Below are 17,192 nucleotides of genomic sequence, written 5' to 3' on the forward strand. Positions count from 1 at the left end.
AATCGCGGTGGCAACCGCGGTATCAATCGCAATGGCAAAGACGGTCAAGCTTGAGGAGCGCATATGAGCGCATTTGACGTACGCATCGGCATCAATCCGCTGTCGTGGATGAACGACGACCTGCCCTCGCTCGGCGGCGAAACCCCGCTCGAAGTCGCGCTGACCGAGGGCCGCGAGATCGGCTACGAAGGCTTCGAGCTCGGCAACAAGTTCCCGCGCGAACCGCAGGCGCTCAAGGCGTTGCTCGCGCAATACGATCTCTCGCTCGTGTCCGGCTGGTACTCGGGCCAGCTCGCGCAGCGCAGCGTGGAAGAAGAGATTGCCGCCGTGGAGCCGCACCTCGACCTGCTCGCGCAGAACGGCGCAACGGTCATGGTCTACGGCGAAGTCGCCGATTCGATCCAGGGGGCGCCGCGCCCGCTGTACCAGCGTCCGCGCTTTTTCAGCGAAGCGCAGTGGGACGCCTACGCGGCGCGCGTGGACGCGTTCGCAAAGCACACGCTCGCGCGCGGCGTGCGGCTTGCCTATCATCATCACATGGGCGCCTACGTCGAAACGCCGGCCGACGTGGACAAGCTGATGGCACGCACGAGCGACGCCGTGGGCCTCCTGTTCGACGCGGGCCACATCACCTTCGCGGGCGGCGACCCGGTCGTCGAACTCGACAAGCACATCGCCCGCGTGTGCCACGTGCACTGCAAGGACGTGCGTCCCGCCGTCATCAAGCTCGCGCGCAATCGCAACTGGAGCTTCCTCGACGCCGTGCTCGCCGGCGCGTTCACGGTGCCCGGCGACGGCGCCGTCGATTTCCCGGCCATCATCGCGCGCCTCAAGCAGCACGGCTATCGCGGCTGGCTGGTGGTGGAAGCCGAACAGGATCCCGTGATCGCGCCTTCCTATGCGTATGCACAGAAGGGCTATCGCACGCTGCGCGCGCTCGCCGACGCGCCGCTGCAAACCGCGGAAAAGGCAACGAAGGAGGCAGCATGACTCTGCTCGTGAAGGCCGCGCGCGAAGGCCAGACCATCGCGCGCGTCACGCCCGCCACGGCGGGCTGGCGTTACGTGGGCTTCGCCGCCTACCGGCTCGCCGAGGGCGACGTCGTCTATGTGCACGAAACGGGCCGCGAAAGCTGCATCGTCGTGCTCTCGGGCGCCGTGGATATCGAAGCGGGCGGCGAACGCTGGTCGAGCCTCGGCTCGCGCGACAGCGTGTTCGAAGACGCAGCGCCCTACGCGCTCTACCTGCCGCCCGGCGTGCAGGCGACGGTGCGCGCCACGCGCGCCGCCGAAGTGGGTGTCGCAACGGCGCCGGCCACGGGCACGCTGCCCGTGCGCCTGATCGAACCCGCGCAGATGAAGCGCTCGACGCGCGGCAAGAACCAGAATACGCGCTACGTCTGCGACATTCTTCCGCAAACCGAGCCCGCCGAATCGCTGCTCGTGGTGGAGGTGCGCACGCCCTCGGGGCATTCGTCGAGCTATCCGCCGCACAAGCACGACGCCGACCGGCTGCCGCAGGAAAGCGCGCTGGAAGAAACCTACTATCACCGGCTGAGCCCGCCGCAGGGCTTCGCGTTCCAGCGCGTCTACACCGACGCGCGCGACCTCGACGAAACCCTGGCCGTGGAGGATCACGACGTGGTGAAGGTGCCGCGCGGCTACCATCCGGTGGTGGTGCCCTACGGTTACGACTCGTACTATCTGAACGTGATGGCCGGGCCGCGCCGCGAGTGGCACTTCCATAACGACCCCGCGCACGAATGGATCATCGAGCGCGACGCGAAATGAGCCCACTGTCTTCGGTCCAATGAAAAACGCCGCCCGAAAGGCGGCGTTTTTCGTTTGTTGCAACACGCGAGCAACCTGCAAACAACGCGCAAATTCAGACCAGCCGGAACTTCCCCACGAGGCGCTTGAGCGCCTTCGCCTGATCGTCGAGCGACTGCGCCGCCGCGGTCGCCTCTTCCACGAGCGCCGCGTTCTGCTGCGTGCCCGCGTCCATCTGCGAGACCGCGCGGCCGATCTCCTCGATGCCCGCGCGCTGCTCGTGCGAGGCCGCGGAAATCTCGCCGATGATGTCGTTCACGCGCTTGACCGCCTTCACCACCTCGTCCATCGTGCGGCCGGCATCCTGCGCGAGCGTCGAACCGTTCGCCACGCGCTCGACCGAGGCGCTGATGAGCGTCTTGATCTCCTTGGCCGCCGTGGCGCTGCGCTGCGCGAGATTGCGCACCTCGCCCGCCACCACCGAGAAGCCGCGCCCTTCTTCGCCCGCGCGCGCGGCCTCGACGGCCGCATTGAGCGCAAGGATATTGGTCTGGAACGCAATGCCCTCGATCACGCCGATGATGTCGGCAATGCTCTTCGCGCTGTCGTTGATCTCGTTCATGGTGATGACCACGCGGCTCACTACGGTGCCGCCCTTCTCCGCGATCTCCGATGCGTTGCCCGCCAGCGTGCTGGCCTGCGCCGCGTTTTCGGCGTTCAGGCGCACGGTGGAGGTGAGCTGCTCCATGCTGCTCGCCGTGCGTTCGAGCGCCATGGCCTGCTCTTCGGTGCGCTGCGAGAGGTCGAGGTTGCCCGTGGAGATCTCGCCCGATGCCGAAGCGATGGCTTCCGCGCTCGCGGCGATTTCGGCCACCGTTGCCGAGAGGCCCTGCTGCATGTCGCGCAGCGCGCCCAGCATGCTCGTGGCGGCTCGCGCATCGACCTTCACCGGCTGCGCGAGGTCGCCGGAGGCGATGCGGCTCGCAATCGCCTTGGCGAGCGCCGGCTCGCCGCCCAGTTGCCGCGCGATGCGCCGCACGACCCACTCGCTCACCACGAACGCGAGCACGAAGAGCGCGACGGTTGCCGCGGCGATCATCACGAACGACGACTTGAAGATGAACGACGCCGCCTCGATCGTCGCCTTGGCGGCGGTGCCGCGCTGCTCGACGAGTTGATCGACGAGCGTTTCGAGCTTCTCCGTTTCGACCAGCAGCGAGACGTCCTGGGTGCCGACCTGCCAGCTCATCTGCGAAAGATCGAGCGGCTGGGCCTTCACGAGCGTCACGAAATCGCGCAGATGGCCGCTCCATGTGGTGGTCGCGGCCGCCAGCTTCTTCTGCAGCGCGAGCCCGTCGGCGCCCGACTGGCCGGCGTATTGCTGAAGCTGATCCATCTCGCGGCCAAGCGCCTGCAGATCGTGGTCGACGTCGTCGCCCAGTTCGTCGCGCTCTCGGGCCGTGGTGGCGGTGAGCAGCATCTTCTGCGCACGGCTCGCGCGCAGCACGTGGCCGCGCGCCTCTTCGGCCGCGCGGCTCGCCACGTAGCCCTCTTCGTAGATCGATTGCGTCGAGCCGTTCAGGCGGCTGATCTGCGTGAGCGAGAACACGCCCATCGCGAGCGTGCCGATCAGCAGAACGGCGAACGCGGTGCGCAGCGTCGCCTTGACCGAAAACGACTTGCCCGCGCGGCCGCGCGCGCGCTTCGAGGAGCCCTGTGCCGCGCCTGCGGCGAGCGTGTCCTGCGGCATGAAACCGGCTTGCCGGTTGCCCTGTGATACTGCTTTCATGTTTCGACGGTCTCCTGTCCAACCGGAGTCGGCGCGATACCGCTGACCCCGGTCCGACGCATAGCTGCAGTTGTTCGACGCACCGGGCATGCATACCGGTCCGCCACAACCCGGTCAACGGCAGATCCGCCTCCGATCTTTAGCGGCGCTCTGGTGGCGCTGCCGCGTTCCGGCCCCGTAACAGCGCGCCTTTTGGGCGCGCGCACCGCCGGGTTATACCCGACCAAAATCCGGGACCAAAAATCCAGCACCCAGAAACATCCCGGCATTACCCCAACAGGTTGTGTGCCGACCGTGTCCGATTCTCGACAAAATATGTCCGCACAGCTCGCTCAAGACACATTACACTGCGCTCATAACTCTTATACATGTCCATTTCGTGCCGTCGCCGGGCCTTTCAGGCCGGTGCCCGCGCGAACTCTCTCTGTGATCGACAACATGGAAACGAGCCTCAACAAGGGCGCCCTGCCGGGCGCCGCGCCCGCGGCGTCTGCCACGTCCAGCCAGACCGGCGCGCAACGCACGGTGTACTCCGTTCTCGGTGCGATCAGCTTTTCGCACCTGCTCAACGACATGATCCAGTCGTTGATTCTCGCGATCTACCCCATGCTCAAGGACAACTTCTCGCTGTCCTTCGCGCAGATCGGCCTCATCACGCTCACCTACCAGATCACGGCTTCCCTGCTGCAGCCGCTCGTGGGCATCTATACGGACAAGAAGCCCATGCCGTATTCCCTGCCCGTCGGCATGGGTTTCACGCTGTGCGGCCTGCTGCTGATGTCGGTGGCGCCGACCTTCGGCGTGCTGCTCGTCGCGGCCGCGCTGGTGGGCTGCGGCTCGTCGGTGTTCCACCCCGAATCGTCGCGCGTGGCGCGCATGGCCTCCGGCGGCCGCCACGGCCTCGCCCAGTCGCTCTTCCAGGTGGGCGGCAACGCGGGCTCGTCGCTCGGACCGCTGCTCGCCGCGGCCATCATCATCCCGCACGGCCAGCGCAGCATCGCCTGGTTCTCGCTGGCCGCGCTCGTGGCCATCGTTGTGCTCACGCAGATCGGCCGCTGGTACAAGGCCCATCCGGGCCTGAAGAAAAAGCGCGCCGAAGTGCCGCACGTCGCGCTCTCGCGCTCCCGCGTGGCCATGGCCATCGGCATTCTCGTGCTGCTCGTGTTCTCGAAGTACTTCTACCTCGCGAGCATCAACAGCTACTTCACGTTCTATCTGATCGACCGCTTCCACCTGCCCGTGCAGGCCGCCCAGGTGCATCTGTTCGTGTTCCTCGCGGCCGTCGCGGCGGGCACGATCATCGGCGGCCCGGTGGGCGACCGCATCGGCCGCAAATACGTGATCTGGGGCTCGATCCTGGGCGTGGCGCCCTTCACGCTGCTGCTGCCCTACGCGAACCTGTTCTGGACCGGCGTGCTCACGGTGATCATCGGCGTGGTGCTGGCTTCGGCGTTCTCGGCCATCCTCGTGTATGCGCAGGAACTGATTCCAGGCAAGGTGGGCATGGTCGCGGGGCTCTTCTTCGGCTTCGCGTTCGGCCTGGGCGGGATCGGCGCCGCGGTGCTCGGCCAGCTCGCGGATGCCACGAGCATCGGCTTCGTGTACAAGGTGTGCTCGTTCCTGCCGCTCATCGGCATCCTGACCGTGCTCCTGCCGGACATCGAAGGCAAGCGCGCGAAGAAGGCGGCGGCCTGAGTTTCGCGCCAGGCGCCTGGCACGACTGATACGCCTGGCACCACTGAACGGCACGACGGCCGGACGCCCGCAAGGGGTCCGGCCGTTTTTGCTTCTGCTGCGCACGCTCGCACTTTGCCCGGCCGCGACTTCGTACTAGTCTTGATGGGGGACTGTGCGGCGCGCCGTGCGGACCCGCTTCGAGACGTCCCGCACGAGGTCCACCATGCAATTGTCCACGGTAGCCATCGAAAAACCGGAAGCCACCAATTTCATACTCGGCCAGTCGCATTTCATCAAATCGGTCGAGGATCTGCACGAGGCCATGGTCGGCACCGTGCCCGGCATCCAGTTCGGCCTGGCGTTCTGCGAGGCTTCGGGCAAGCGGCTCGTGCGCTGCTCGGGCACCGACGCAGCGCTCGTCGACATGGCGAGCCACAACGCGCTGCGGATTGCCGCGGGGCACAGCTTCATCGTCTTCTTCGGCGACGGCTTTTTCCCGATCAACGTGCTCAACGCCATCAAGGCGGTGCCCGAGGTCTGCCGCATTTTCTGCGCCACCGCGAACCCTACCGAGGTGCTGATCGCGCAGACGGACCAGGGCCGCGGCATTGTCGGCGTGGTGGACGGCTTTGCGCCGCTGGGCCTGGAGACCGAGGACGACGTGCGCTGGCGCCGCGACCTGCTGCGCGCCATCGGCTACAAGGCCTGAGCGCCGATGGCCGCCACTGCGGGACTGCGCGCGGCGCTCGAACGGCAGACCGTGCTCGCGCTCGAACGCGGCGCGCTCCTGCCCATCGAAACCGCGCTCACGCATATCGAGGACGGCGGCGTGCGTTTTGGCGTGCGCGTGGCCGCCAATCTCGTGCGCAAGGACGCGGCCCTGCGCACGCTCGACGCGCAGCCGCCGCGCGATCCGTTTCTGCCCTACGAGGCCGGTCTTTTCGTCGCCGATCTCTCGCCCACGCACGTTGCGCTGCTCAACAAGTTCAACGTAATCGACCGGCATCTGCTGATCGTGACGCGACGCTTCGAGCCGCAGGAAGCCTTGCTCGATGTTGCCGATTTCGCGGCGCTGGCGGTGGCGCTGCGGGAAATCGACGGCCTTGGCTTCTATAACGGCGGAACGGTGGCAGGCGCGAGCCAGCCGCACAAGCATCTGCAGATGGTGCCGCTGCCGCTCGACGAGCGTGGGCCGCCGGTTCCGATGGAAGCACTGCTTGACCGCGTGCCTGCGGCGGAGGGGAAGCGGGCCGTTGTCGTAGTGCCGGGGCTGAACTTCCGGCATGCGTTTGCCCGCCTCGACCTCCTGGCGGACAGCGCGGACGAAGCCGCTCGCGCCGCCCACGCGTGCTATCGCGCGCTGCTCGATGCGGCCGGCGTGAAGGCGATCGACGTGGAAGGCGTCGCGCATCAGGGTGCGCCGTACAACCTGCTCGTCACGCGCCGATGGATGTGGCTGGTGCCGCGTTCGAGGGAACGCATCGACGGAATTTCGGTGAATACGCTGGGTTTCGCGGGATCGTTCTTCGTGCGCGACACGACGCAACTGCATACGCTTGCGCAGATCGGCCCGATGAAGGCGCTGGAGCACGTGAGCTTCACGCCCGGCACATAATCAGGACACCTTTTCTTCTAGCCGATCCCGAGCCATTCGCGAACGATATCTTCGTTCTGCGCGAGCGAGTCCAACGAGCCGTCGAACACGATGCGCCCGTGCCCCATCACCGCCACGCGGTCGGCCAGCCCAGGCGCGAGCGTGAGCCGCTGCTCGATCAGCAGCACCGCGACGCCGCGCTCGCGCAGCGACGCGAGACAGTCGCCCACGCGCGCGGCCATCTGTGCGGAAAGCCCCTCGGTGGGTTCGTCGACGATCAGCATCTGCGGGCCGCCCATCAACGCGCGCGCGAGTGCGAGCATCTGCTGCTCGCCACCCGAGAGCGCCCCGGCACGTACCGTACGGCGCTCGGCAAGAACCGGAAACAGCGCACGCACGTCCTCCAGCGACAATCCCCCGCGCCTGGAACGGGAACCGAGGCCGAGCCGCAGATTCTCCTCGACGCTCAAGGTGGGGAACACGTCGCGCTGCTCAGCGACATAGCCGAGGCCCAGCCGCGCGATCTCGAAGGTGCGCAGTTCCGCCAGATTCACGCCCGCGAAGCGCCGCTCGCCTTGCGCGCGCACCATCGACATCAGCGCTTTCGCGAAGGTCGAACGCCCCGAACCGTTGCGCCCCGCGAGCGCAACGATCTCGCCCTCGCCCACGCGCAGATCCACGCCGTGCAGCACCTGGCTTGCGCCATACCACGCGCGCAGGCCGCGCACTTCAAGCAGCGCGCTCATGGTGCGAACCCGCCGAGATAGGCCTCGCGCACAGCCGCATCGGCGCGAATTTCGGCTGGCGTGCCCGTTGCGATCACGCGGCCCTGCACGAGCACGGAAACGCGGTCGGCCAGACCGAATACGGCGTCCATGTCGTGCTCGATCAGCAGCAGCGTCTTGCCCGCCGTGGTCGCGCGGATCAGTTCGACGGCGCGCGCGGCTTCGGCGCGGTTCATGCCGGCCGTGGGCTCGTCGAGCAAGAGCGTCTGCGCGCCGCCCGCGAGCGCGAGGCCCAGATCGAGCGCACGCTGCGCGGCATAGCCCAGCGTGCCGGCTTCGCACTGTGCCAGCGCTTCGAGGCCGATCGCTTCGAGCACCTCGGCCGCGCGTGCCTCGACCCGCCGCGAGCGAAACCAGCGCGCCGCGAATCCCGCGCCGCCGCGCTGCGAAGCCAGCACCGCGCAGCGCAGATTCTCGATCACGGTGAGGCGCGCGAACACGCGCGTCGTCTGGAAACTGCGCGCGAGACCGCGCCGGCTCAGCGCGGGCGGAGAAAGACGCGTGGTATCGAAACCGTCCAGTTCGATGCGGCCCGCGCCCGGCCGGCGCTCACCCGCGATCAGACTGAAGAGCGTCGATTTTCCCGCGCCGTTCGGGCCGATGAGCGCATGGCGTTCCCCGGCCTGCACGGCAAGATCGACGCCGCGCAGGATGGGTGTGTCGCCAAAGCGTTTCTCGATCCCGGTGAGGCGCAGCGCAACGCGGTTCATTGCGCCTCCTTCTGGCCGGCTTCGTCGAGTGCATGCGCCGCGGCCCGCGCATGCCGGCCCGCGACGCAAGCCAGCACCGCCAGCACGACGATGGCGGCGGCAAGGCACCACGAAGCGCCCGGTGTGAGCGCAGCGAACCCGGTGCCGGCGTCGCCCTCGTCGGAGAACTTCAGCGCATACGCCCACTGCACGGCCAGCACGAGTGCGAGCACGCCGCCTGCCGCCGCCCCGGTGCCCGCCAGCCAGACCATGCGGCAGCGCCGCCAGCCATACTTGACGAAACGCGCACGCTGACGCGTGACGAACCCCGCGAGCCCATCGGGCGCGGCCAGCACGACGGCGATAAAGAAAAGGCCCACATAAAGCACCCACGCACGCGTGACGCTCGCCACCCCCACGCTGAACGCCACCCACACGAGCGCACCGAGGACCGGCCCGAAGAACGACGCCGCGCCGCCCGTCACGGTTGAGATCAGCACGGCTGCCGAGCGCGCCATGCCCACGCTCTCTGCCGCGGCAAGCTCGACGTTGATGAGCGTGAGCGTGCCCGCCACGCCCGCGAACGCCGCACTCCAGACGATCATCGTGGCGCGCACGCGCGTGGGCGCAACTCCCAGCGACGCGGTGCGCACTGCGTTGTCGCGCACCGCATTTGCAAGGCGTGCGAACGGCGTGCGCGAGAGCGCGAAGATCGCGCCCGCCGCAAGCAGACACCATGCGGCAATGACGCAGTAGGCCTGACGATCGGGACCGAAGGTCCAGCCCGCGATGGCCGGGCCGCTCGCGCGATCGATCGGCACGCCGGCTTCGCCGCCGAACCAGCCGGGCAGCGCCCATGCGGCCGCGGCGACGAGTTCGCCGAGTCCGAGCGTGATCATCGCGAAGGCCGTGCCCGAGCGGCGCGCGGCGACGAGCGCCGTGAGCGCGCCAAAGGCTGCGCCCCCCAGGCCGCCCGCCAGCGGCAGCAACGGCAGGGGCACCAGGTGGCGATTGAAGAGATGCGCGGCGGCCAGCGCCCCGAGGCCGGCCGGCGCGGCGTGGCCAAACGAGAGCAAGCCGGTTTCGCCCAGCAGCAGGTTGTACGAGAGCGCGAAGACGATCATCGTCGCGGCCTGGGCAAGACACGCGAGCAACCAGCCCTGCGGCACGCCCGTTGCCGAGAGCGCCGCGCTCACGAGCGGCGGCACGACGAAAAAGGCGACGAGCGCGAGCCACGGTGCGAGCGCAGGCAGCCACGTTCGCGGCGGACGTATGGCCTGCACGGACGGCACGATGCGAGGACGCTGATCGGGACTCATACGCAAGCGCTCTTCAATCAATCGTCCTCGCCGCGCTGGCCGAAGAGGCCCTGCGGGCGCACGGCAAGCATGGCGACAAGCAGCAGATACGGCAGCAGCGGCGCGAACTGCGCGAGCGTCAGCGCGCGCCAGGCGTCGGGCAGTTGCACGCCCCAGAACCCGGCAACGCCGCCGAACGAAACCTCGCTCGAAACGGCGAAGGTCTGCAGCAGACCCACCACGAGCGACGCAACGAACGCGCCGCCCAGCGACCCGAGACCGCCGATCACGACCACGACGAAGACGATCGAGCCGACCGACTCCGCCATCGCCGGCTCCACCACGAACAGCGGTGCGGCAACCGCACCGGCCAGCGCGGCGAGCGCCGTGCCGAACGCGAACACCGTCGTCTGCACACGGGGCACGTCGTGGCCGAGCGCCTCGACGGCCCGCGCATGCGTGAGCGCGGCGCGCACCACGAGCCCCGTCTGCGAGATGCGCAGCACGGCGTACAGCAGCCCGAGCATGCCGGCAGCCACGACGAGCACGAACGCGCGATAACGCGGGAACGCCGCGCCGCCGAAGGTGAAGAGCGGACCGTCCAGCAGCGCCGGCAGCGGCGCGGCAAGCGGCTGCAAACCCCAGACCAGCTTCACCAGTTCACCCATCACCCACGCCGCCCCGAACGTGAGCAGCAAGGCGTTGAGCGGGCCGGCCGGCCGCACGCGCCGCAGCAGCGTCCCTTCGAATACCGCACCGGCCACGCCTGCCGCGAGCGGCGCGAGCACGAGCGCCCAGCCGAAACCCAGCCAGAGCGCGAAGCTCACGCCCAGGTACGCGCCGAGCATGTAGAAGCTCGCGTGCGCGAAGTTGAGCACGCCGAGCATGCTGAAGATCAGCGTGAGCCCCGCGGACAGCATGAAGAGCAGGAGGCCGTAGCTGAGGCCGTTGAGCACGTCGATGGCGAAGGCCTGCACGCGGGGACCCCGGTTCTCGATGCGCGAGTCGGTCCGGCGCTGCTGCGCTCAGCCGCCGCGCGCAGCAGCGACCGCTGCCGCCACTGCCGTCACTGCAGCCGCGTCGGCCGGCACGACGAGCGGCTCGAGCGCGGCTCGCAGCGCATCGGGCAGCGCGCTCACAGGACGGCGCGTGGCACGATCGACGTACACGTGCACGAAGTGGCCCTGCGCGGCGGGCGTCGTCTCGCCTTCGCGAAAGAGCCCCACCTCGTAGCGCACGCTCGACGAACCGAGCCGCGCGACGCGCAGCCCGGCATCCACGCGCTCCGGAAACACGAGCGGCGCGAAGTAGTTGCACTGCGTCTCCACCACGAGCCCGATCGTCGCGCCCTGCTCGATGTCGAGCGCGCCCGCGCGGATCAGGTATTCGTTCACCACCGTGTCGAAGTAGCTGTAGTAGACGACGTTGTTCACGTGGCCATAGACATCGTTGTCCATCCAGCGTGTGCCGATCGGCAGAAAGTGGGGATAGGCGGAGCGGGCAACAGTGACGGGGCGGTTCATCGGCGGGGTCCTGGGCGGGCGTGACGGAAGATCGGCGGTCGGGGCGCGTGCGTTACTGCCCGGGTTACTGCCCGGGACGCTCGACGAATTCGAACGGCAGGCCGCGCCTGCGCATCCATTCGCCGAGTGCATAGCCCGTGCCCGCGCGCCACGGCCGCAGCTTCGCGGGCTCGACGAGCCGGTATTCGAGCAGTTCCGGCGAGAGCGAGACCGTACCCGTGGCCTTGACGTGATAGGCAATGATGAGTTCGTTCTTGCGGATGAATTCATACACACCCACCAGCTCGACGCTCTCGGCGCGCAGCGCGGTCTCTTCGAAGACTTCGCGCGCGATGCCTTCTTCCGGCGTTTCGCCGTTTTCGAGGAAGCCGGTGATGAGCGCGAACATGCCCTCGGGCCACGCGGCATTGCGCGCGAGCAGCACGCGGCCTTCGTATTCGACGATCGCCGCGACCACGGGCAGCGGATTGTTCCAGTGGACGTAGCCGCATTCGAGATCGGGACAGGTCTGGCGCACGCGGCCGCCTTCGTGGGCGGGATCGGCGCGTTCGGTGAGACGCGAGGCACAGCGGGGGCAAAACTGGTAATCGCTCATGATGACGTGGGCGCGCACGAGATAAGAGGCGCGGCCGCGCGGCCCGGCGGGCACGCTCGCGGCGTGCGCGAAGCGCTTATTTTAGTGCGCTATCCCGCCGCGCGTGCGGGGCCGCGAAAGGCCCCCATTCATGCCGCTATGGCTAGCCCGCCCGCGTGCGCCAGACGAGCCCCAGCGCGCCGGCCACGAGCGCTCCCGCCGCGAGCCACAGCGAGGGCGAGAACGACCCCGTCGCGGCCGCCAGCGGCGCGGCCACGAGCGGCCCGGCTATCTGGCCGATGCCGTAGGCGGCCGTCGCATAGCCCATCAGCGCGGCGGCATGCTCGCCGCGCAGCAGGCGGGCCTCGCGCATCGCGAACAGCGTGATCGCCGTGAAAGGCAGGCCGATCAGCACGCTGCCGAACGAGAAGCCCGCCGCATTCGGCCAGACGATCCCGAGTGCGATGCCCACCGCCTGGAGCACGTAGCAGCCGGCCAGCATCAGGCGGTTGTCCCAGTGAAACGGCAGCCGCGCGCCGACGAGCGCGCCCACCACCAGCGCCGCGCCGAACATCGGCCAGAACAGGTCGGGCCACGCCGAGCCGGGCAGCGCGTGACGCGCGATCACGGGCAGGAAGGTCGCGGTGATGATGTAGCCGAAGCCGGGCACGCCATAGAGCAGGACGAGCCAGAAGGCATCGACGTGACGCGCGCCGCCCGGCCCGGCCGCCTGGGTGCCGGCATTTGCGGCCCCGCGGGTGCCCACGGACGCAGGTATCGGCACGTCCTCGCCGAAAGTCTTCCACACGAGCCCGGCCAGCACCGCGCTGACGAGTCCGAAGCCGATCCACCCCGCCCGCGCCCCAAGCCCGCCCGCGGCGCTCACGAGCAGCCCGGTCGCCACGATGCCGAAGCCCGGCCCGGTATAGATCACGCCGCCCCACGCGTTCGCGTCCAGCTGCGCGAGCCGCCGCAGGCCCCACTGGGAAGCGAAGACGAAAGTCCAGGCGCTCACCGCGCCCGCCACGAAGCGCACCAGGGCCCAGATCCAGAACTGTTGCGTGAGCCCCATCGCGAGGGTCAGCAGCACCGTCGCGGCGAGTCCCGCCCGCACGATCTTCGCGTGCGGCAGACGCAGCGCCACGCAACTGAGCGCACCGGCGAAGTAGCCCGCGTAGTTGAGCGAAGCGAGCCAGCCGCCGTGCCGCAGGTCGAGGCCGCCGCCGTGCAGCATCAGCGGCAGGAGCGGCGTGAATGCGAAGCGCCCCACGCCCAGCGCCACCGCGAGCGTCACCATGCACGCAAGCGCGGTCCGGCGCGCGGCGTTGGCGGGCGGCACACCCTCGTCCGACACGGCATGCATGGCGGCATCCGGAACAACATGCGGCTCGGTGCGGGCAACGGCAGGACGGCGGGCGAATTCGTTCATGGCGGCAAACGTGGCGAAGATGGCAAAAGGCAGCGCCGCGGACGAGGCGCCTCCATTGCATCTTAGGCCGGCGAACCGTTCACGAAAAATGAATTATCATGAATCAATCCATCCCAAGGAGAGAATTATGGATCTGGCGGCGCTCGCGATTTTCCGGGCGGTGGTCCGCGAAAACGGCGTCACGCGCGCGGCGGCGAAGCTCAACCGCGTGCAGTCGAACGTTACGACCCGCATCAAGCAGCTCGAAGAACAGCTAGGCGCCGAGCTTTTCACGCGCGACGGCCGCCGGCTCGTGCTCACGCCCGCGGGCGAGACGCTGCTGCCCTATGCCGAACGCCTGCTCGCCCTCGCCGACGAAGCGCGCCACGCGGTCAAGGCCGGGCGGCCCACGGGGCGGCTGCGCCTCGGCACGATGGAGAGCACGGCGGCAAGCCGCCTGCCCAGCGTGCTCGCGCGCTATCACCAGAACTGGCCCGACGTCACGCTCGAACTGGAAACGGGCACCACGGGCCATCTGATCGAGCGCCTGCGCGAATTCGAGGTGGATGCGGCGCTCATCTCCACGCCGCTCGCCGGCGTGCCGGATACCGAAGTCTTCGAATACGTGCCGGTCTATCGCGAAGAGCTCGTCATGCTGACCCCGCGCGGGCACCGGCCCATCCGCCAGCCCGGCGACGTCGCGCTTTCCACGCTCGTGGCATTCGAGCGCGGCTGCGCGTACCGCAGCTACGTCGAGCGCTGGTATCTCGAACACGGCATCCGGCCCACGCGCGTGCTGGAACTGGGCTCGTACCATGCGATCGTCGCCTGCGTGGCGGCGGGTGCCGGCGTCGCGGTCGCGCCGCGCTCGGTGCTGGAACTGCAGCGCCACGTCGATGAAATCGCCATGCACTCGCTCGGCGCGCAGGGCCTCATCGACACGCTGCTCGTCTGGCGGCGCGGGCATTACTCGCCGGCGCTCGATGCGCTCAAGCAGGCGTTGCTGGAAAACGCGGCGTCTGTCTCGGCGCTGAATACGGCACCCGGCGCAGCGGCCGCCCCGGCCGAAGGCGTGCAGGCGACGGCCTGAACGATGTCGGCCGCCTGAAACGCGGCAACGCAAAACAACGCAAAACAACGCGAAACAAAAAAGGGCCGCCCTTCAGAGGCGGCCCTTCGCGTCGATAATACCCGGGCGGCATCGACGCCGCACCGGCAAAACGCGTGGCTTTACAGCTTCGCTTCGACCCAGCCCTTCACGCCCGCGAGCGCGGCCGGCAGGTTGGCCGGCTCCGTGCCGCCCGCCTGCGCCATGTCGGGGCGGCCACCGCCCTTGCCGCCCACCTTCTGCGCGACGAAGTTCACCAGTTCCCCGGCCTTGACCTTCTTGCTCGCCTCGGCCGTCACGCCCGCGATCAGGCTGACCTTGCCGCCTTCCACCGCCGCCAGCACGATCGCCGCGCTCTTGAGCTTGTCCTTGAGCTTGTCCACGGTTTCGCGCAGCGTCTTCGCGTCGGCGCCTTCGAGCGTCGCGGCCAGCACGTGCACGCCGTTCACCTCGACAGCCTGGCCCGCCAGTTCGTCGCCCTGGCTCGACGCCAGCTTCGACTTGAGCGCGCCCAGTTCCTTTTCAAGCGACTTCACCTGGTCCTGCACCTGCGCGATACGCTGCGTGAGTTCCGAAGGCTGCGCCTTGAGCGCCGCCGCGGCCGCGTTGATGCGCGCGTCGAGGTCCTGCACGAAGCGCACGGCGTTGTCGCCCGTGATCGCTTCCACGCGGCGGATGCCGGCTGCCACGCCGCCTTCCATCACGATCTTGAAGAGGCCGATGTCGCCGCTGCGCGTGACGTGCGTGCCGCCGCACAGCTCGCGCGAGAAACCGAGGTCGAGCACGCGCACTTCGTCGCCGTACTTCTCGCCGAAGAGCGCCATCGCGCCGCCCTTCACCGCTTCGTCGTACGACATCACGCGCACGATGCCGGGCGCGTTCGCGAGCACTTCCGCGTTGACGATGGCTTCCACGCGGCGGATTTCGTCGTCGGTCATCGGCGCGTTGTGGGCGAAGTCGAAGCGGGTCTTGTCCGCATCGACGAGCGAGCCCTTCTGCTGCACGTGCGCGCCCAGCACTTCGCGCAGCGCCTTGTGCATCAAGTGCGTCGCCGAGTGGTTGCGCGCGGTGCGGGCGCGGCGGACGGCGTCGATTTCCGCCTTCACCACGTCGCCCACCTTCAGCGTGCCCTGCTCCAGCGTGCCGTGATGGCCCGCCACGTCGGCCTGCACCTTGAGCGTGTCGGCCACGGCAAAGCGCACGCTCGCGTTCGAGATCACGCCCTGGTCGCCCACCTGGCCGCCCGATTCCGCATAGAACGGCGTGTGGTCGAGCACCACCACGGCGTCCTGGCCGGCCTTGACTTCGTTGACCGAAGCACCGTCCACGTAGAGCGCGACGACCTTCGCGTCGTCGAACACGATCTCTTCGTAGCCGTGGAACGTGGTCTTCGCGCCCGAGTATTCGAGGCCCTGCGCCATCCTGAACTTGCCCGCCGCGCGCGCCTGCTCGCGCTGGCGCGCCATTGCGTCGTCGAAGGCCGGCTCGTCCACCGTCACGTTGCGCTCGCGGCACACGTCGGCCGTGAGATCGAGCGGGAAGCCATAGGTGTCGTGCAGCTTGAAGGCGAGTTCGCCGTCGAGCGTCTTGCCGCCCTTCTGCTCAAGGTCGGCCAGTTCGGCTTCGAGAATCGACATGCCGTGCTCGATGGTTTCGAAGAAGCGCTCTTCTTCCTGGCGCAGCACGTCGGTCACGCGCTGGGCGGCTTCCGTGAGCTCCGGATAGGCTGCGCCCATTTCGGCCACGAGGTCCGCCACGAGCTTGTGGAAGAACGCCTCGCGCTGGCCGAGCTTGTAGCCGTGGCGGATCGCGCGGCGCACGATCCGGCGCAGCACGTAGCCGCGGCCTTCGTTGCCGGGGATCACGCCGTCGACGATCAGGAACGAACACGCGCGGATGTGGTCGGCAATCACCTTCAGCGAGTTGTTCGTGAGGTCGGCCGTGTGCGTTTCGCGGCCGGCGGCCTTGATGAGCGTCTGGAACAGGTCGATCTCGTAGTTGCTGTGCACGTGCTGCAGCACGGCCGCGAGGCGTTCGAGACCCATGCCCGTATCCACGCACTGCTTGGGCAGCGGCGTCATGTTGCCCTGGGCGTCGCGGTTGAACTGCATGAACACGAGATTCCAGATCTCGATGAAGCGGTCGCCGTCTTCCTCAGGAGACCCCGGGGGGCCGCCCCACACTTGCGGACCGTGGTCGTAGAACACTTCCGAGCACGGGCCGCAGGGGCCGGTGTCGGCCATTTGCCAGAAGTTGTCCGACGCGTAGCGCGCGCCCTTGTTGTCGCCGATGCGGATGATGCGCTCGGCCGGCACGCCGATTTCCTTCGCCCAGATGTCGTAGGCCTCGTCGTCTTCCTGATAGACCGTGACCGTGAGCTTTTCCGCCGGCAACTGGTAGACCTTCGTCAGCAGTTCCCAGCAGTAGTGGATCGCGTCGCGCTTGAAGTAGTCGCCGAACGAGAAGTTGCCGAGCATCTCGAAGAACGTGTGGTGGCGCGCGGTGTAGCCGACGTTCTCCAGATCGTTGTGCTTGCCGCCGGCGCGCACGCTGCGCTGCGCGGTGGTCGCGCGCGAGTACGGGCGCTTGTCGGTGCCGAGGAACACGTCCTTGAACTGCACCATGCCGGAGTTGGTGAACAGCAGCGTCGGGTCGTTGCCCGGCACGAGGCTCGACGAGCGCACGATCGTGTGGCCCTTCGATTCAAAGAACTTGAGGAATTTCTCGCGGATTTCGGCGGCTTTCATGGCGTGCTTGCGGGCGTCCTGTGCGTGGGTCCCGGTTCTCGGGCCGCGTGGCCGGCACGCCGCGCGCGAGGCGCCGGCCTGACGGCCCGGCGGCATCCGGCCGGGTTCGTACTGGTTCGTAGCGGTTTCGATCAGCGATGCGTCAGCCACCGGACGGGCCCTTCTCAGCCCGTTCGCGTTGCCATTGCTCGCTGGGGGAATCGGTCGATTATACGGGATCGACGCGGGCTC

15 protein-coding genes are annotated in these 17,192 nt (G+C 68.3%); 6 read left to right on the forward strand and 9 right to left on the reverse strand.

Going from position 1 to position 17,192, the window contains the following annotated elements; translation table 11 throughout:
- The first annotated feature begins 63 nt into the window (after positions 1–63).
- On the forward strand, positions 64–990 hold the full coding sequence (iolE, locus tag BFE01S_RS31585; RefSeq protein ID WP_028228947.1) for a myo-inosose-2 dehydratase: 927 nt from the start codon (positions 64–66) through the stop codon (positions 988–990).
- The gene (gene iolB / locus BFE01S_RS31590; RefSeq protein WP_028228948.1) at positions 987–1,790 is read left to right on the forward strand and encodes a 5-deoxy-glucuronate isomerase; all 804 of its coding nucleotides are present in this window, start codon (positions 987–989) and stop codon (positions 1,788–1,790) included. The genes iolE and iolB overlap by 4 nt, the downstream gene beginning before the upstream one ends.
- Before the next feature lie 94 nt (positions 1,791–1,884).
- Here the strand turns inward: iolB and BFE01S_RS31595 are convergent, their stop codons facing one another.
- Entirely contained in the window at positions 1,885–3,558 is a 1,674-nt protein-coding gene (locus tag BFE01S_RS31595; protein ID WP_028228949.1) for a methyl-accepting chemotaxis protein, read from the reverse strand.
- Positions 3,559–3,996: 438 nt separating this feature from the next.
- Between BFE01S_RS31595 and BFE01S_RS31600 the strand changes: the two genes are divergently transcribed.
- From BFE01S_RS31600 to BFE01S_RS31610, 3 genes are all read left to right on the forward strand, one after another.
- A complete protein-coding gene (locus BFE01S_RS31600) occupies positions 3,997–5,253 on the forward strand; it encodes an MFS transporter (RefSeq protein ID WP_028228950.1) in 1,257 nt (418 codons plus the stop codon).
- A 205-nt stretch (positions 5,254–5,458) separates the two neighbouring features.
- Complete coding sequence (locus tag BFE01S_RS31605) at positions 5,459–5,944, forward strand: adenosine-specific kinase (RefSeq protein WP_028228951.1); 486 nt, start codon at positions 5,459–5,461, stop codon at positions 5,942–5,944.
- A gap of 6 nt (positions 5,945–5,950) precedes the next feature.
- Positions 5,951–6,850, forward strand: coding sequence for an ATP adenylyltransferase family protein (locus BFE01S_RS31610; RefSeq protein WP_028228952.1), 900 nt, complete (start codon positions 5,951–5,953; stop codon positions 6,848–6,850).
- A gap of 17 nt (positions 6,851–6,867) precedes the next feature.
- On the opposite strand, the gene BFE01S_RS31615 is transcribed toward BFE01S_RS31610, so the two are convergent.
- The 7 genes from BFE01S_RS31615 to BFE01S_RS31645 form a co-directional block, all read right to left on the reverse strand.
- Complete coding sequence (locus BFE01S_RS31615; RefSeq protein WP_028228953.1) at positions 6,868–7,575, reverse strand: ABC transporter ATP-binding protein; 708 nt, start codon at positions 7,573–7,575, stop codon at positions 6,868–6,870.
- Entirely contained in the window at positions 7,572–8,324 is a 753-nt protein-coding gene (locus BFE01S_RS31620; protein WP_028228954.1) for an ABC transporter ATP-binding protein, read from the reverse strand. The genes BFE01S_RS31615 and BFE01S_RS31620 overlap by 4 nt, the downstream gene beginning before the upstream one ends.
- Positions 8,321–9,622, reverse strand: a complete 1,302-nt coding sequence (locus BFE01S_RS31625; protein ID WP_084170280.1) for a branched-chain amino acid ABC transporter permease — start codon at positions 9,620–9,622, stop codon at positions 8,321–8,323. The genes BFE01S_RS31620 and BFE01S_RS31625 overlap by 4 nt, the downstream gene beginning before the upstream one ends.
- A gap of 17 nt (positions 9,623–9,639) precedes the next feature.
- Positions 9,640–10,578 (reverse strand): branched-chain amino acid ABC transporter permease, encoded by a 939-nt coding sequence (locus BFE01S_RS31630; protein ID WP_028228956.1) that lies wholly within the window; start codon positions 10,576–10,578, stop codon positions 9,640–9,642.
- 48 nt (positions 10,579–10,626) lie between these two features.
- Positions 10,627–11,124: an acyl-CoA thioesterase gene (locus BFE01S_RS40940; RefSeq protein WP_042339216.1), complete on the reverse strand. Its 498-nt coding sequence runs from the start codon at positions 11,122–11,124 to the stop codon at positions 10,627–10,629.
- 64 nt (positions 11,125–11,188) lie between these two features.
- On the reverse strand, positions 11,189–11,719 hold the full coding sequence (locus BFE01S_RS31640) for an NUDIX domain-containing protein (protein WP_028228957.1): 531 nt from the start codon (positions 11,717–11,719) through the stop codon (positions 11,189–11,191).
- Positions 11,720–11,861: 142 nt separating this feature from the next.
- Entirely contained in the window at positions 11,862–13,061 is a 1,200-nt protein-coding gene (locus BFE01S_RS31645; RefSeq protein ID WP_042339233.1) for a YbfB/YjiJ family MFS transporter, read from the reverse strand.
- A 193-nt stretch (positions 13,062–13,254) separates the two neighbouring features.
- Between BFE01S_RS31645 and BFE01S_RS40945 the strand changes: the two genes are divergently transcribed.
- Complete coding sequence (locus BFE01S_RS40945; RefSeq protein ID WP_042339218.1) at positions 13,255–14,196, forward strand: LysR substrate-binding domain-containing protein; 942 nt, start codon at positions 13,255–13,257, stop codon at positions 14,194–14,196.
- Positions 14,197–14,336: 140 nt separating this feature from the next.
- On the opposite strand, the gene alaS is transcribed toward BFE01S_RS40945, so the two are convergent.
- A complete protein-coding gene (alaS, locus tag BFE01S_RS31655) occupies positions 14,337–16,961 on the reverse strand; it encodes an alanine--tRNA ligase (RefSeq protein WP_028228959.1) in 2,625 nt (874 codons plus the stop codon).
- Positions 16,962–17,192 lie beyond the last annotated feature (231 nt).

The organism is Paraburkholderia ferrariae NBRC 106233, assembly GCF_000685035.1.
Lineage (GTDB): Bacteria > Pseudomonadota > Gammaproteobacteria > Burkholderiales > Burkholderiaceae > Paraburkholderia > Paraburkholderia ferrariae.

Bases quoted from the DNA above. Each gene is read 5' to 3' on its own strand.
- iolE (WP_028228947.1), top strand. From the start codon at position 64: ATGAGCGCATTTGACGTACGCATCGGCATCAATCCGCTGTCGTGGATG.
- iolB (WP_028228948.1), top strand. From the start codon at position 987: ATGACTCTGCTCGTGAAGGCCGCGCGCGAAGGCCAGACCATCGCGCGC.
- BFE01S_RS31595 (WP_028228949.1), bottom strand. From the start codon at position 3,558: ATGAAAGCAGTATCACAGGGCAACCGGCAAGCCGGTTTCATGCCGCAG.
- BFE01S_RS31600 (WP_028228950.1), top strand. From the start codon at position 3,997: ATGGAAACGAGCCTCAACAAGGGCGCCCTGCCGGGCGCCGCGCCCGCG.
- BFE01S_RS31605 (WP_028228951.1), top strand. From the start codon at position 5,459: ATGCAATTGTCCACGGTAGCCATCGAAAAACCGGAAGCCACCAATTTC.
- BFE01S_RS31610 (WP_028228952.1), top strand. From the start codon at position 5,951: ATGGCCGCCACTGCGGGACTGCGCGCGGCGCTCGAACGGCAGACCGTG.
- BFE01S_RS31615 (WP_028228953.1), bottom strand. From the start codon at position 7,575: ATGAGCGCGCTGCTTGAAGTGCGCGGCCTGCGCGCGTGGTATGGCGCA.
- BFE01S_RS31620 (WP_028228954.1), bottom strand. From the start codon at position 8,324: ATGAACCGCGTTGCGCTGCGCCTCACCGGGATCGAGAAACGCTTTGGC.
- BFE01S_RS31625 (WP_084170280.1), bottom strand. From the start codon at position 9,622: ATGAGTCCCGATCAGCGTCCTCGCATCGTGCCGTCCGTGCAGGCCATA.
- BFE01S_RS40940 (WP_042339216.1), bottom strand. From the start codon at position 11,124: ATGAACCGCCCCGTCACTGTTGCCCGCTCCGCCTATCCCCACTTTCTG.
- BFE01S_RS31640 (WP_028228957.1), bottom strand. From the start codon at position 11,719: ATGAGCGATTACCAGTTTTGCCCCCGCTGTGCCTCGCGTCTCACCGAA.
- BFE01S_RS31645 (WP_042339233.1), bottom strand. From the start codon at position 13,061: ATGCATGCCGTGTCGGACGAGGGTGTGCCGCCCGCCAACGCCGCGCGC.
- BFE01S_RS40945 (WP_042339218.1), top strand. From the start codon at position 13,255: ATGGATCTGGCGGCGCTCGCGATTTTCCGGGCGGTGGTCCGCGAAAAC.
- alaS (WP_028228959.1), bottom strand. From the start codon at position 16,961: ATGAAAGCCGCCGAAATCCGCGAGAAATTCCTCAAGTTCTTTGAATCG.